The sequence below is a fragment of the Pseudomonas sp. AFG_SD02_1510_Pfu_092 genome (assembly GCF_003331055.1).
Classification (GTDB): domain Bacteria; phylum Pseudomonadota; class Gammaproteobacteria; order Pseudomonadales; family Pseudomonadaceae; genus Aquipseudomonas.
Genome location: NZ_PUQD01000005.1, coordinates 109,027 through 123,629, shown reverse-complemented (window position 1 = coordinate 123,629; position 14,603 = coordinate 109,027). Strand labels below are relative to the sequence as shown.

Sequence of the window (14,603 nt, the reverse complement as noted above, 5' to 3'; positions counted from 1 at the left end):
CTGCCCGGAGCATTCGTGCAATGAGTTCTGCCTCACTTACCAACCCTCCGGCCGAGAGGGTACGGGTCAACCGCGTGGTGTTCTTCACCTCCGCGCTGATGATCCTCGTTCTGACTGCCTTGCTGATCGCTGTACCCGAAACCGCCGGCCAAGTGCTGGGCGTGGCCCAGAAATGGCTGACGCGCACCTTTGGCTGGTACTACATGCTGGTAATCGGCGGTTACCTGCTGTTCGTCATCTACCTGGCCTTCTCCGATTACGGCAAGCTCAAGCTTGGCGGCAAGGATGACCAGCCCGACTTCAGCTACGGCGCCTGGGCCGGCATGCTGTTTTCCTCCGGTATCGGCATTTCGCTGCTGTACTTCGGTGCTTCCGAGCCGCTGGACCACTACTACAACCCACCGGAAGGCACCTCTGCCAGCCTCGATGCCGCGCGCCAGGGCCTGCAGCTGACCTTCCTGCACTGGGGCTTGCACGGCTGGGCGATCTACGCCCTGGTCGGCCTGGCCGTGGGTTACTTCGCCTACCGTCATAACCAGCCGCTGGCCCTGCGCTCGGCGCTGTACCCGCTGGTCGGTGAGCGTTGGGTGAAGGGTGCTGCCGGCAACGCCGTGGACATCTTCGGCATGTTCGTCACCCTGCTGGGCCTGGTGACCAACCTGGGCATCGGATCGATGCAGGTGGCGTCCGGCCTGGAATACCTGTTCGGCATGGACCACAGCAAGACCAACCTGCTGGTGGTGATTCTGGTCATGGCCGGCGTTGCCACGTTGGCGGCGGTATCGGGTGTGGAAAACGGCATCCGCCGCCTGTCCAACCTGAACATCGTGCTGTTCAGCGGCCTGCTGCTGTTCGTCCTGCTGGGCGGCGAAACCCTGCACCTGCTCAACGGCTTCGTGCAGAACATCGGTGACTACCTCAACGGCATCGTGCTGAAAACCTTCGACCTCTACGTCTATGAAGGTGAAACCGGCAAGTCCGAGCGCTGGCTGGGCCTGTGGACCGTGTTCTACTGGGCCTGGTGGATCTCCTGGGGCCCGTTCGTCGGTATGTTCATTGCCCGTATCTCCAAGGGCCGCACCGTGCGCCAGCTGGTCAGCGGCGTGCTGCTGATCCCGCTGGGCTTCACCCTGGCCTGGCTGTCGATCTTCGGCAACACCGCGCTGGACCTGGTGATCAACCAGGGCGCCGTGGAGCTGGGCAAGACTGCGCTGGAGCAGCCGTCGATGTCGATCTACCAGCTGCTGGAATACTTCCCGGCGGCCAAGATCGTGATCGGTGTGGCGGTATTCGTCGGCTTCGTGCTGTTCCTTACCCCCGCCGACTCCGGCGCTGTAATGATGGCCAACCTGTCGTGCAAAGGCGGCAAGGTCGACGAAGACGCCCCGCACTGGATGGTGGTGTTCTGGTCGGTGGTCATTACCCTGGTCACCATCGGCCTGCTGTTTGCCGGTAACTTCGAAGCCATGCAGACCATGGTGGTGCTGGCGGGCCTGCCGTTCTCGGTGGTGCTGGTGCTGTTCATGTTCGGCCTGTACAAGGCCATGAAACAGGACGTGGTGGTCGAGCAGGAGCGTGCCGAGTTGGCCGCCCGCGGCCGTCGCGGCTTCAGCGAGCGCCTGACCCAGCTGGAACTGCAACCGACCCAGGCCGTGGTGCAGCGTTTCATGGACAAACAGGTCAGCCCGGCGCTGAAGGAAGCTGCCGCGCAGTTGCAGACCCTGGGCTTCGAGGTGGAAACCCGTGTCGGCCAGTCGCGCAACATGATGGGCCTGCGGGTGATGATGGAAGAGGGCAACCCGTTCGTCTATGAAGTGAGCCTGGACGGCTACCTGGCCGCGCCGAGCGAAGCGCCGGTGGAAGGCGAGCCGGAAGTGCGCCAGCGCTTCTACCGTGCCGAGGTGTACCTGCACGATGGCAGCCAGGAGTACGACCTGATGGGCTTTGCCCCGGACCAGATCGTGCGCGATGTGCTGGACCAGTTCGAAAGCCACCGCCAGTTGCTGGGGCGCGTGTATAGCTGACGTTGGTGCACTGGTGCATTGAAAGAAGGCCTTGCTCGGCGTAGCAAGGCCTTTTTTATTGAGCAATAAGTAACGCGGCAAGCATGCCTGCTTGCCGCAGCCTTCCGTTTTTCAACGCGGAGGTAGCCAGCATGACCCGTTCCCAGGTTCCAATCTTCGATTTCAGGCAGGCCGTTGCCAGGCAGTTTGACGACCGACCGACGCTGCGCCAGGTTGCCAGTGAGCAGCTGCTGCGCGTGTTGTTGTCAGAACTGCCTTGGTTGGCCCATGTCCCCCCCGCCTTGACCACGGCTGACCCGCTGATGCTGGACAGCCCGGACCCTTCCAGCACTTATTGGACCACCGGCCCCTTGGTGGACCGGGTACTGCAAGCCTTGCTCGATCCGAAGCCGCTGAGCTTCGAGCCGCTGGCTGATGGCCGCCATTACAATCTCGGGCTCACGGATGCCCATCGTTTCGCCGGTTCGACCACTGAATTCGACACTCGCCAGCTCTCAGGCCTGTCTCCCGCACTCAATCAGCTGGTGGAGCAACTTCCCCAACACTTCTGCGAGGCGCAGCTCCAGTATTGGCGGGCCAAGGGCAGCGGCGGTGTCAGTCGCGACAGCTGGTTGCAATTGCTGCTCAAGATCGCGCTGTTGCGCAGCCTGCCCTTGCAGGTTCTGGCTCCGCAGGAGCAGGCGTGTATCCGTGGTCTGCTTCATGGCGGTGACGACCAACCTCCGGTGTACTTCGTCCAGACGCGGGTGACCAGTGCGTCGCTGCAATATGAACAAATGCAATGCGAGATGCTGATTTGCGGCGAATGGGATGAGCGCGAGGTCGTACTGTGGTGCGCACCTTCAGGGGCAGTGCGCAGCTTCGACTCGTTGAGCGCGTTTGGCCTTGCCTTGCGGGATGAACTGGCGCAACGCTATGCCTTCGAGCAGATGAGCTGGCAGCGCCATGCGGCCAAAGGCAACGTATTTGCCCAGCAGGTTTCGCTGTTGCTCGAGACGCTGCTGCAAAGGGTTGAGCGAGCCCGCTATAACGAAATCGAGGATGTTCCGGCCCTTGAACAGCGTTTTGCCCAGCTAAGCGACCCTTCATCCTGGTTCGAGGTTTATCAGGATGACACGCCGGCAGTGAAACCGCCCCCGGGTTGGCGCGCCAGCACTGCGCAGGACAGCTTTGCGTGTAGCGCCGCATTGCTGCAGATCGCGCTTCATCAGCTCGATTCGGGCGGTGTCGCAGCACTGGATGGCATTCAGTCGTTGACTGATTACGCTCGCCAACGGCTGGCCAGGCAAATCCGCGAGGACCATGGCGCTGACAGCTCTCCGGACGATCTGATGTTTGACCTTTACCTTGCCCGTGGCGTGCCGGGAGGGTCGGCGACAGGTACTGGGGGAGGTGAACCATTAGTCTTCACTGGCAGCAAGACGCTCACTGAATTCGCCATCGGTAACCTCGCTTCCCTCAAGGGTGCAAGCATCGAGCGAATCTACCTGCGTAGCGGGGGTGAGGCGCCGTCATGGCTTGACGCCGATAGTGCCAGGGCTCTGGTTGCCCAGGTAGATATCGGGAGCCATTATCCGGCCTATGTCGCCGCGCAGCTGGACGATCCGGCCAACCGTGCGGACCGGGTCAGGCGGCTGGGCGGTGAATGGCGTGCGGCTCTGCTCGCCGCTGCCGTCACTGCCAAGCTTGACGGAAAGATCAGCGAGCCGGGGCTGCAATGTGTGGTCGATTTCTGTGCCGGTCACGTTGACCCGAGCACGCCGCGAATGATGTTGATCCCGTTGGCATTCAAGCGCAGTGCAACGTCTTCGAAAACGGACACAGTCCAGTGCATGTACCTGCTTTATTGCGCAGAACCCTCACTGACATTGCTTTACCGACCCTTGTTCGCGCAGGACACGCTTCGTGAATATGCCAGCTTGTCGGCCTTGCTCGAACATGTGCGCGAGTCGGAGATCCTGCAGGACAGTATTCTCGACTGGATGGAGCCGAGCGCCAGGGCAATATACGACCATGGTGGTTTCAGCGAGCCTCACATCAATGCCATTGGTGTCGATCCCTATGCTCAGCCCGTGCGCCCGGAACCGGCCAAGCTCGCCATTACCTACTGGCATAGCGGCATTGACGAGAAACTTTATCAGGCGAATCGGGACCTGCTGGTGCGTCTTGCTGACGAACAATCCGTATCCAATGCCGAGAACCGTTGGCAAACCCTGTGCGAGGGCGCCTGGCTGCTGTTCGATGTGTTGACGTTGGCAATCCGTGGGCCGGTCGCATCTGTGGCTTGGTTGGTGCAAATGCTGGCTTCCTTGCAACATGACCTGGATGCCCTCGAGCGTGGCGATGCGTTTGACCGAGCGGCTGCAACTGCCGACCTGATGCTGAACATGAGCATGGTGTTGTTGCATGCCAGACTACCCGCCAAGGAAACGCCCCAGCATGAATTGCCCGACGCGGTAGCACTCGAAGGGCCTGAGGCGCAACGCGGTGCTTTTGCCGAAATCGTGATCGCGCCCGTGGAGGCGGCGGCGGTTGCTGGCGAAGCGCTGCCTGGTCGCTGGCTTGATCATTCCTGGCGGGGCCAGAGTGGCTTCAACTGGTTGCCGCGCGCGCAGCGCGAAGCACTCCGGGCCATGCGTTCAAGTGTATCGCTCAACGGTATGAAACCGTTGAACAACGGCGGTATGGCGGGCCTGTACCGCATTGACGACAGCTATTACGTCGCCTTGGCCGGGGATGCCTATCGGGTGGAGCAACTGCCAGATGGCGTGCGGGTGATCGACGCCAGCGGAACGCCGGGGCCCTGGCTGGATTTCGCCGATGGCGTCTGGCGAGTGGATACGACACTTCGCCTGAGGGGCGGTATGAAGCAGAACTCCGCTCGCGCTCGCCTGGCAACACGGTTTCGCGAGTTGCATCAAAAGATCAACCAGCTCGACCAGCAGGTCAATCTTGCCAGAGAGCGATTCGGCAGCATGGCCCTGAGTTCGCTGGAGGCGAAGAAAAAGCTGCAAGGCCTCAAAGAGCTGAGAGCCAAGGCAGCCGAAAAGCAATCCTCATCGCCCGATGGGGACGAAACTGCGAAGTTGCAGACGCTGCTACAGCGCTACGATGAGCGCATAACCGAGTTGGAACAGGACTACTTCAGGCAGCGGGACCAGTCGATCCAGCAGCTGGAAGCCGCAGTCGGCGCCGAAAAGGCAATACTGCCGCTGCTGGCGACCATCAGCGAACCCAAGTTTACCAACGAGCGGCTGGAAGGCGGTTGGGATGCGGTGCTCACCGAGCACGAGGCAACTGTGCGGGAAGGGCTTATCCGTAACAGCGACTTCATCGTCAATGAGCTTTGGAACCTTGCCGATTATCCCGAACTGGTCGCGATGCAAAAGGCTCTGGATGGGCAGCCAATCGCTGAAGTCGCTGAGTTGTATCAGCAGTTCCGCCTCAAGCTGGAGACCGTTGTCGGCCTGCAAGAGCGCATTCTCGTGGGGTACGAGCATCTCGATGAGTTGTTGGCTGATGCCGCAGACGATTTCGCAATTACCGGTTCGCCGGATGAGCCGGTGCGTACTGTTGCGCAGTTGATCGCCCAGCGCAGCTTCAATACGGTTCAGCTGCGTTTCCACCAGGTATTGAACCTGGCTGAGCTGGCCTTGCACCTTGACAGTGTCGCCGGGCAAAACGTGCTTGCCATCTACAGGGAGGAGCTGGCCGGTCTGAGCCTGCGCAATGCTGCTGAAGCTCATGGCGAGCTGGACTTTGCCAACCTGTCGGCGCCGGACCGAATCGTCATCTTGCAGGAAGCCTGGGATGAATACAGTGCTGCGTTGCTCAACAGCGATCGTATTCGCAAGGACGGCGGGGCATTGGTCGAGCCGGCGATGATTGACCGATACCGGGAACATGTCGGCAAGCTCAAGCTGGATGCGGGTAGCCGTCTGGTCGAGGCGGTCCGTGAGCAGGATGACGCCATCGCGCCTGCCATGCGTTCGCCTTATACGGTGTCCAGCGAGCCGCAGCGGCTGGTGCGTAACGCCCAGGGCCAGCTGTTGATCGGAACCGAGGTCGAAGTACAGGGGCAGCGCCTGCTTGAGGTGCGTGAGGCGGTCAGCGAAGCGCTATTGGCCACGTTCGAGCAAGTGGAGGGCGAATGGCGTCAGCGTGAGGGTAAGCGGCCCTCGTTGTCTGACGAAGCCCCCCCAGGCGATCTCGCCATGTGGGTACAGTCGCTGCTGGACGAGAACGATGCGGTGCGGGTGAAAGCCGCGTCGTATGTGCAGAACGATATCAAGGGTGCTTTGCTGGCCCAGTTATTCGACCAGCAGTTGGACAAGATGGCCCAGGCGGCGAGCATCGTGCGTGATGGGGGCGGCAACGACACGCTGCTCAGAGCCTTGGAGCGGGATGCGGATGCGTTGCGTGCGGAGAAGAAGCTGAAACTCATCACCCTTTACACCGACACCAGCTACCCCTCCGCCGAAGCCCTGCGCTTCCTCTACGCGGAGGGCCTGATCATGGTTGAATACAACGAGCGACGAACGATGCAGGACGGTAGTGCGTTTGACGAATATCGCGTGCTGCGCCTGCCGAGCAGACGTAATCTTTGGGCTGCGCATTTCCATTTGCAGTCACCTGACGATTTCCCCGAGGACTTCGTCGCCGGCCACCTGAAGACCTGGAACCAGCGCCGCATGAGCAGCCGCCTGGCTGCCATCGCGGGGCAACGGCTCCACCGTGGCAGGCTGACGCTGGAACAAGCCAGGGGAATCATTCCGTTCAATTGATCCGTCCAGCAACAAGGCGTGAGGCAGCTTGCTGTACCTGGCCATCAAGTTCAGGTACAGCAGCCTCGAGCGGCCTGCTCAGCGGTTGCTGTAGCGACCGTGCCGGCCATGCGCCGGCATGGCCTGGTTGCCGCGTTCGGCGATCATCTGCGGCAGGTCGAGCAAAATTACCCCCTGACTTTCCAGGCGAGGCAGTTCGCGTGCCAGTACCTCAAGCGTCTGCGGGTAAGGGTGCCCGATCAGCACTGCCGAGCCCTGCTTGCGGGCCACGGCGATGCCTTGCTGAAGCTGTGCGCCAATCGCCTCGGTAGTGCGCACGTCGTCGAGGAATACATCGCGTGAAACATGCGCCAGGCCTTGCGCTTGCGCTTCAGCTGCGGCCACGGTGGCGGCACTGGTACGGCTGTCGACGAAGAACAGGTGACGCCGTTGCAATTCGCCCATCAACCAGGCCATCGGCTCGCGCTGTGCCGTCATGCGGCTGCCCATGTGGTTGTTGATGCCGGCCGCGTAGGGCACTTTTAGCAGTGCGCTGTCCAGGCGCCTGGCCAGTTCTTCGATCGGGATGCCGGGGTGCCAGGCATAAGGCCCGGTGGCCGGGTCCATGGGCATGTGCAGGATCACCGTCTTGCCGGCCTTGTGCGCCTGGCGGGCGAAGTCGGTGGCGTGCGGGGTATCGGGCATGATCGCCATGGTCACCGGCCCGGGCAGGGCCAGGGTGCGGCTGTCGCGCTCGCTGCTCTGGCCCAGGTCGTCGATGATGATGCTCAGGTAGGCTTTGCCAGCCGGCGCCGCTTGCGCGACACCGGCCATCAGGCAGAACAGCAGACACAGCAGATAACGCATGGGGTGGATCAGTCGCCTTTGGTGATGTTCAGGCCTTTGAGCAGGCTCAGGGCCTGGCTCAGCTGGAAGTCGTCATCCTGCGGGCGCTCCTTGCGCTTGCTGCTGCCGGTCGGCCGGTCAGCGCCGCCGTTGCCGTTGCCCAGGTGGCCTTGCAGGTCGGCTTCCTTGAAGTTGTCGGTGTCGGCTTCGGCGGTGAGCTTGGCCTGGCGCACTTCGATGTCGGGGACAATGCCCTGGGCCTGGATCGAGCGGCCATTGGGGGTGAAGTACAGCGCCGTGGTCAGCTTCAGCGCCCGGTCGTTGGCCAGCGGCAGCACGGTCTGCACCGAGCCTTTGCCGAAGCTGTCGGTACCCATCAGCACGGCGCGCTTCTGGTCTTGCAGGGCACCGGCGACAATTTCCGAAGCCGAGGCGCTGCCGCCGTTGATCAGCACCACCAGTGGCACACCGTCGCTGGCGTCGGCCGGGTCGGCCGAGAAGCGCAGCTCGGAGTTGGCGATACGGCCCTTGGTGTAGACGATCAGGCCCTTGGTCAGGAAGTGGTCAGCCACCTCCACCGCCGACTGCAACACGCCGCCCGGGTTGTTGCGCAGGTCCAGCACCACGCCGCGCAATTTCTTGCCGTTGTCCTTGCGCAGCTTGGCCAGGGCCTTGCCCACTTCGTCGCCGGTCTTGACCTGGAACTGGGTGATGCGGATGTAGCCATAGTCGTTCTCCAGCAGCTGGCTCTTCACGCTCTTGACCTGGATGACCGCGCGGGCCAGGGTCACATCGAAGGGCGTGCCGCCGTCGCGCACCAGGGTCAGGGTGATCTTCTCGCCGACCTTGCCGCGCATCTTGTCGACCGCTTCGGTCATGCTCTGGCCGCGGGTCGGGGCGCCATTGATCTTGACGATCAGGTCGCCGGCCTGCACGCCGGCACGCGAAGCCGGGGTGTCATCGATCGGCGACACTACCTTGATGAAGCCGTCTTCCTGGCCCACTTCGATACCCAGCCCGCCGAACTCGCCGCTGGTGCTTTCCTGCAGCTCCTGGAAGTCCTCCGGGCCGAGGTAGGCCGAGTGCGGGTCCAGGTTGCTGAGCATGCCCTTGATGGCGTTTTCCAGCAGGGTCTTGTCATCCACCGGCTCGACGTAGGCCGCCTTGATGCGGTCCATGACCTCGGCAAAGGTGCGCAGCTCTTCCAGCGGCAGTGGCGCCTTGGCGGTCACCTCGGTGGCCGTGACGGCGGCCGGCTTGGCTGGCTCCGCGGCCAAGGCCAGGGGCGCACCGACCGCCAGGGCGATGGACAGGGCCAGCTGGGTGAGACGAGGCGAGTGCAGCATGTCGAACGAACTCCTGATCCTGTAGGCGCTCCCTGCGGAGCATCGGCGCAGCCTGGGGGCTACGCCGTAGAAATTTGACTAGCCGCGGCACCACTGCGAAGGGTCGGTAGGCCGGCCCTGCTGGCGGATGGCGAAGTACAAGCCGGCGGCTTCCTGGCCGCCGCTGTCGCCAACGGTGGAAATGGCCTCACCGGCCTTGACGATATCACCGGCGCTCTTGAGCAGGCTCTGGTTATGGCCGTACAGGCTCAGGTAACCGTTGCCATGGTCGAGAATGACCAGAAGTCCGGCACCACGCAACCAGTCGGCGAACACCACCCGCCCGCCGTGCACGGCACGTACCTGGGTGCCCGGGTTGGCGCTGATCATCACCCCGTCCCACTTGGCACGGACGTCGCTGCCGCGGGCATCACCGAAGCGCGCGAGCAATCGACCATTGACTGGCCATGGAAGTTTTCCCCGTGCGGCAGAAAATGCGCCACCGTAGCTTGCGCCGTCGCTGGAAACTATCGGGCCGAGGGTGGTGCGGGCCTTTTTCGGCGGTTCGACAGGTTCGCGCGCCTGGTCGCGGCTGGCGGCCGCAGCCAGGGCTTCCTGCTGGCGGCGTTTTTCCGCTTCCTGTTGGGCCAGCAAGGCCTTCTTGCGCGCTTCCTCGGCCTCGCGGGCTTGGCGGGCAAGGGTTTCCTCGATGGTCTTGAGCACTTTGGACAGGTCGGCCTGGTCCTGCTCGCGCGATTGCAGCTTCTGGTCGCGCTCCTTCATGTCGCTGTTGAGCTTGGCCAGCACCTGCTGACGCTTGCCGCGCTCGGCTTCCAGGGCCTGTCGGCGGCTGTCGAGGTCGGCGCGCTGGGCCAACAGCTGTTGCTGCTGGGTGGCGATCTCCTGTTCGACGTTGGCCAATTGGCGCAGGGTCTCGTTGAAGGTGCGCAGTTGCTCCAGGCGCGCCTTGCTCACGTAGTCGTAGTAGGTGAGGGTGCGGGCGAACTTCTCGGGGTTCTGCTGGTTGAGCAGCAGCTTGAGGTATTCCTCGCGGCCGTTCTGGTAGGCCGAACGCGCCTGGATGGCGATCAGTCGTTGTTGTTCAATGCGGGCGCTCTGGAGTTTTTTTTTCTCGGTATCAAGGCGCTCCAGCTCGCCCTCGGTCTTTTTTAGTTCTTGCTGCAGTGCCTCCACCTGCTTTTCGAGGTTGCCGATATCGGTCTCGGTGGCTTTGAGGTCCTTTTGCACACCGGCCTTTTCTTCCTGGAGCTTGCCCAGCGTCTTCTTGAGCTCGGCGATGTCCTGGCGGGTGGCGTCCAGTTGCTGCTGGGTCTGCGCACGCTCATCGGCGAAGGCCGGGCTGAGCAGGCAAGACAGGGCTAGGAAAATCAGGGCGCGAAGCATGGGGTTGGCGTACCGGGGATGGAGACTGGCCTAGTATGCCCGCGCGGGCGTGCAAAAAAAACGCCTCGCTGCGGGTGCAGAGGGGCGTTTGTCTGGAATTCATGCCAAAGGGGGCTGCTTTGCAGCCCAATCGCCGGCAAGCCAGCTCCCACAAGTACTGCACAGTTTCAAGGCCTGTGGTGATCCTGTGGGAGCTGGCTTGCTGGCGATTGGGCCGCAACGCGGCCCCCATACACAAAATCAGGCATCGACCAGGATCGAAGTACCGGTCATTTCTGCCGGTTTCTCCAGCCCCAGCAGCTTCAGCATGGTCGGCGCCACATCGGCCAGCACGCCGCCGTCACGCACCTTGACCTGGCGCTTGCCGACATAGATGAACGGTACCGGCTCGGTGGTGTGCGCGGTATGCGCCTGGCCGGTGCATTCGTCTTCCATCTGCTCGACGTTGCCGTGGTCGGCGGTGATCAGCGCTTCGCCGCCGACCTTGTCCAGCGCTTCGACGATACGGCCGACGCAGCCATCCAGAGCCTCGACGGCTTTTACCGCGGCATCGAACACGCCGGTGTGGCCGACCATGTCGCCGTTGGCGTAGTTGACCACGATGACGTCGTAGCGCTGCTGCTCGATGGCTTCGACGATACGGTCGGTCACCTCTGGCGCGCTCATTTCCGGTTGCAGGTCATAGGTAGCGACCTTCGGCGACGGGATCAGGATGCGTTCTTCGCCTTCGAACGGCTCTTCGCGGCCGCCGGAGAAGAAGAAGGTGACATGGGCGTACTTCTCGGTCTCGGCGATACGCAGCTGGGTCTTGCCGTTTTTCGCCAGGTATTCGCCCAGCACGTTGTTCAGGCTGGCCGGGGCAAAGGCGGCAGGCGCCGGGATCTTCGCCGAGTACTGGGTCAGGCCGATGTAGGCGGCCAGTTTCGGCAGGCGTGCGCGCGGGAATTCGCTGAAATCGGCCTCGACGAACACGCGCGACAGCTCGCGGGCGCGGTCAGCGCGGAAGTTCATGAAGATCACCGCGTCGCCATCTTCGACCTTGACCGCTTCACCGATGCGCGTGGCTTTGACGAACTCGTCGCTCTCGTCGCGGGCGTAGGCAGCTTGCAGGCCGGCCAGGGCCGTGTCGGCGCTGTGTTCGGCCGTGCTGTCGACGATCAGGTTGTAGGCGGCGCTGACGCGGTCCCAGCGGTTGTCACGGTCCATGGCGTAGTAGCGGCCGATAATGCTGGCGATGCGGCCCTTGCCCAGCCGGGCGAAGGTGGCGTCGAGCAGTTCGATGGACGATTGCGCGCTGCGTGGCGGCGTGTCGCGGCCATCGAGGAAGGCGTGCAGGTAGATCTTCTGCGCACCGCGCTGTGCGGCCAGTTCGGCCATGGCCACCAGGTGGTCCTGATGGCTGTGTACGCCGCCATCGGACAGCAGGCCGAGGATATGCACGGCCTTGCCGGCGCCGGCGGCCTTGTCCACGGCGCCGGTGAGCACCGGGTTCTCGAAGAACTCGCCGTCACGGATGGCCTTGGTCACCCGGGTGAAATCCTGGTACACCACACGGCCGGCGCCGAGGTTCATGTGACCGACTTCGGAGTTGCCCATCTGCCCGTCCGGCAGGCCGACATCCATGCCCGAGCCGGAAATGAGGCCATGCGGCTGGCTGGCGCGCAGGCGGTCGTAGACCGGTGTGTTGGCGGCGTAGATGGCGTTGTATTCGGGGCTTTCGCTGTGGCCGAAGCCATCCAGGATGATCAGGACCAGGGGTTTGGGCGTACTCGTCATCAATCAAACTCACGGTTGTTCAAAGATGATAAAGACACGCATTTTAGGGCAATTACGCCACCGGCGGCGAATATTCCTCCCCTCCCGCCGACCGGCGCGCATGTGCCGGCGATGCGCTGGTGGCTTTGCCGCCGGCCCGTCGGGCTTTGGTGGCAATAAGGGGCTGTGTATACTGGCCGGCATTTTCAATCGCGTGGAACACCCCAGATGGTTGCTAACCTGATTCAATTTGCGACAAACCACTACATCCTGGTGGCGATCTTCGTTGTTTTGCTGGTCGCATTGCTGGTCAACGAAATCCGTCGCGGCGGCCAAAGCCTGAGCAATGGCCAGCTGACTGCTCTGGTCAATGCCGAGAAGGCCCTGGTCATCGATATCCGCCCGACCAAGGAATACGCCGCCGGGCACATCGTCGGCGCGGTGAACATCCCGCAGGACAAACTGGTCAACCGCATGAGCGAGCTGGACAAGCACAAAGAGAAGACTCTGATCGTGGTCGACTCGATGGGCCAGCAGTCCGGCACCATTTGCCGCGAATTGCTCAAAGCTGGTTACAACGCCGCCAAACTGAGCGGTGGCGTTTCCAGCTGGAAAGCCGATAACCTGCCCCTGGTGAAGTGATATGAAGCCCGTCATCGTCTATTCCAGCGACTACTGCCCCTACTGCATGCGCGCCAAGTACCTGCTCGAGAGCAAGGGCGTGGCCTTCGAGGAAATCAAGGTCGACGGCAAGCCCCAGGTGCGTGCCGAGATGAGCCAGAAGGCCGGCCGTACATCGGTGCCGCAGATCTGGATCGGCAGTACCCATGTCGGTGGATGCGATGACCTTTACGCCCTGGAGCGCGCCGGCAAGCTCGATGCGCTGCTGGCGGCCTGATTTGCACTGCATTCAAAAACATTAGGATAAGGATCTGCCATGACTGACCAACAGACCAACGGCGCTGCTGCAGAAGACAACAGCCCTCAGTTCTCCATGCAGCGTATCTATGTGCGCGACCTGTCGTTCGAGGCCCCGAAAAGCCCGCAGATCTTCCGTCAGACCTGGGAGCCGAGCGTTGCCCTGGACCTGAACACCAAGCAGAAAGCCCTGGAAGGTGACTTCCACGAGGTGGTGCTGACCCTGTCGGTCACCGTCAAGAACGGTGATGAAGTGGCCTTCATCGCTGAAGTGCAGCAGGCCGGTATCTTCCTGATCAAGAACCTGGACGCGGCTTCGATGAGCCACACCCTGGGTGCGTTCTGCCCGAACATCCTGTTCCCGTACGCGCGCGAGACCCTGGACAGCCTGGTGACCCGTGGTTCGTTCCCGGCCCTGATGCTGTCGCCGGTCAACTTCGACGCCCTGTACGCGCAGGAAATGCAGCGTATGCAAGAAGCGGGTGAAGTGCCGACCGTGCAGTAATCGCTGTCGGTATCAGAAAAGCGCCTTTCGGGGCGCTTTTTTGTTATCTGTGCCGGCCCTTTCGCGGGTAAACCCGCTCCCACAGGTGTTGCACTAGCTTCAAGTCTCTTGCGGTCCCTGTGGGAGCGGGTTTACCCGCGAAGAGGCCGGCACAGGCAACCCATCAACTCCCGGCAAAGCCGTTCTGCCGCCACGCCTCATACACCGTCACCGCCACGGTATTGGACAGGTTCAGGCTGCGGCACCCCGGACGCATCGGCAGGCGCAAGCGCTGCTCGGCCGGCAGGCTGTCCAGCACTTCGGCTGGCAAGCCACGGCTCTCGGGCCCGAACAGGAAGGCATCACCCGGCTGGTAGGCCACTTCGTGGAACGGGTGCGAACCCTTGGTGGTAAAGGCGAACAGCCGTGGGTTGCCCAGGCTTTCCAGGCACCCGGCCAGGCTCTGGTGGCGCTTGAGCGTGGCATACTCGTGGTAGTCCAGCCCCGCGCGGCGCAGGCGTTTGTCATCCAGTTCGAAGCTGATGGGTTCGATCAGGTGCAGGGCGCAGCCGCTGTTGGCGCACAGGCGAATGATGTTGCCGGTATTCGGCGGAATTTCTGGTTGAAAAAGGATGACGTGAAACATGCACGGCTCCAAGCGTGAAGATGACGGGCATTCTACCCCTGAACCGGACGAGCGTTCGAAAGCGTTGCCGCGGGTGATGCTGTCGCTGGCCATCGTCGGCTTGATGGTGGGGCTGATGATCGGCCGCCTGACCACGCCCGATGAGCGTGAGCTGCAGCAGGTGCAGGTGGTGCAGGATGGCCTGGACCTGTGGTTCAACGAAGAACCCGAGCTGCATGGCGAGAATGTGGAGGGTACGGTTGCGTTGCTGTTCCAGGCGCGCGGCAAGGCGCAGCAAGGGCAACTGAGCCTGCAGGGCAAGCCTGTGAGCTGGCGGCTGCAGCACAGCCAGGAGGGTTTGTTGCTGACGGTAGTGGCCGCGCGCCCTCTGCGCGGCGAATGGGCTGGTGCAGAGGACGCCGGGCGCTGGCGGGTGCAGGTGAAACTGCACGAATAAAA

At 62.5% G+C, this 14,603-nt stretch carries 11 protein-coding genes; 6 read left to right on the top strand and 5 right to left on the bottom strand.

The features are described 5' to 3' along the window. Positions 1–77: 77 nt before the first annotated feature. Entirely contained in the window at positions 78–2,024 is a 1,947-nt protein-coding gene (locus C6A77_RS04275) for a BCCT family transporter (protein ID WP_241507384.1), read from the top strand. A gap of 131 nt (positions 2,025–2,155) precedes the next feature. Next, entirely contained in the window at positions 2,156–6,808 is a 4,653-nt protein-coding gene (locus C6A77_RS04270) for a DUF6543 domain-containing protein (protein ID WP_114168176.1), read from the top strand. A 78-nt stretch (positions 6,809–6,886) separates the two neighbouring features. Here the strand turns inward: C6A77_RS04270 and C6A77_RS04265 are convergent, their stop codons facing one another. From C6A77_RS04265 to gpmI, 4 genes are all read right to left on the bottom strand, one after another. Next, positions 6,887–7,654: a divergent polysaccharide deacetylase family protein gene (locus C6A77_RS04265; RefSeq protein ID WP_114168162.1), complete on the bottom strand. Its 768-nt coding sequence runs from the start codon at positions 7,652–7,654 to the stop codon at positions 6,887–6,889. An 8-nt stretch (positions 7,655–7,662) separates the two neighbouring features. Beyond that, on the bottom strand, positions 7,663–8,979 hold the full coding sequence (locus C6A77_RS04260) for a S41 family peptidase (RefSeq protein ID WP_114168161.1): 1,317 nt from the start codon (positions 8,977–8,979) through the stop codon (positions 7,663–7,665). A 78-nt stretch (positions 8,980–9,057) separates the two neighbouring features. Continuing rightward, positions 9,058–10,362: a murein hydrolase activator EnvC gene (locus C6A77_RS04255; protein ID WP_114168160.1), complete on the bottom strand. Its 1,305-nt coding sequence runs from the start codon at positions 10,360–10,362 to the stop codon at positions 9,058–9,060. Between the two features lie 240 nt (positions 10,363–10,602). Further along, on the bottom strand, positions 10,603–12,138 hold the full coding sequence (gpmI, locus tag C6A77_RS04250) for a 2,3-bisphosphoglycerate-independent phosphoglycerate mutase (protein WP_114168159.1): 1,536 nt from the start codon (positions 12,136–12,138) through the stop codon (positions 10,603–10,605). A 207-nt stretch (positions 12,139–12,345) separates the two neighbouring features. Here gpmI and C6A77_RS04245 point away from each other — a divergent pair, with 207 nt between their 5' ends. The 3 genes from C6A77_RS04245 to secB are packed head-to-tail and all read left to right on the top strand — an operon-like array spanning position 12,346 to position 13,540. Further along, positions 12,346–12,759: a rhodanese-like domain-containing protein gene (locus tag C6A77_RS04245; protein ID WP_114168158.1), complete on the top strand. Its 414-nt coding sequence runs from the start codon at positions 12,346–12,348 to the stop codon at positions 12,757–12,759. A 1-nt stretch (position 12,760) separates the two neighbouring features. Beyond that, positions 12,761–13,015 carry a glutaredoxin 3 gene (grxC, locus tag C6A77_RS04240; protein ID WP_003249204.1) on the top strand — a complete coding sequence of 85 codons (255 nt, stop codon included), beginning with the start codon at positions 12,761–12,763 and terminating at the stop codon, positions 13,013–13,015. A 39-nt stretch (positions 13,016–13,054) separates the two neighbouring features. After that, complete coding sequence (secB, locus tag C6A77_RS04235; protein ID WP_114168157.1) at positions 13,055–13,540, top strand: protein-export chaperone SecB; 486 nt, start codon at positions 13,055–13,057, stop codon at positions 13,538–13,540. A 163-nt stretch (positions 13,541–13,703) separates the two neighbouring features. On the opposite strand, the gene trmL is transcribed toward secB, so the two are convergent. Then, the gene (gene trmL, locus C6A77_RS04225; RefSeq protein WP_114168156.1) at positions 13,704–14,165 is read right to left on the bottom strand and encodes a tRNA (uridine(34)/cytosine(34)/5-carboxymethylaminomethyluridine(34)-2'-O)-methyltransferase TrmL; all 462 of its coding nucleotides are present in this window, start codon (positions 14,163–14,165) and stop codon (positions 13,704–13,706) included. On the opposite strand from trmL, the gene C6A77_RS04220 reads away from it, so the two are divergent. After that, positions 14,164–14,601: a hypothetical protein gene (locus C6A77_RS04220; protein ID WP_114168155.1), complete on the top strand. Its 438-nt coding sequence runs from the start codon at positions 14,164–14,166 to the stop codon at positions 14,599–14,601. The two genes, trmL and C6A77_RS04220, sit on opposite strands and share 2 nt — an antisense overlap. Positions 14,602–14,603: the final 2 nt, after the last annotated feature.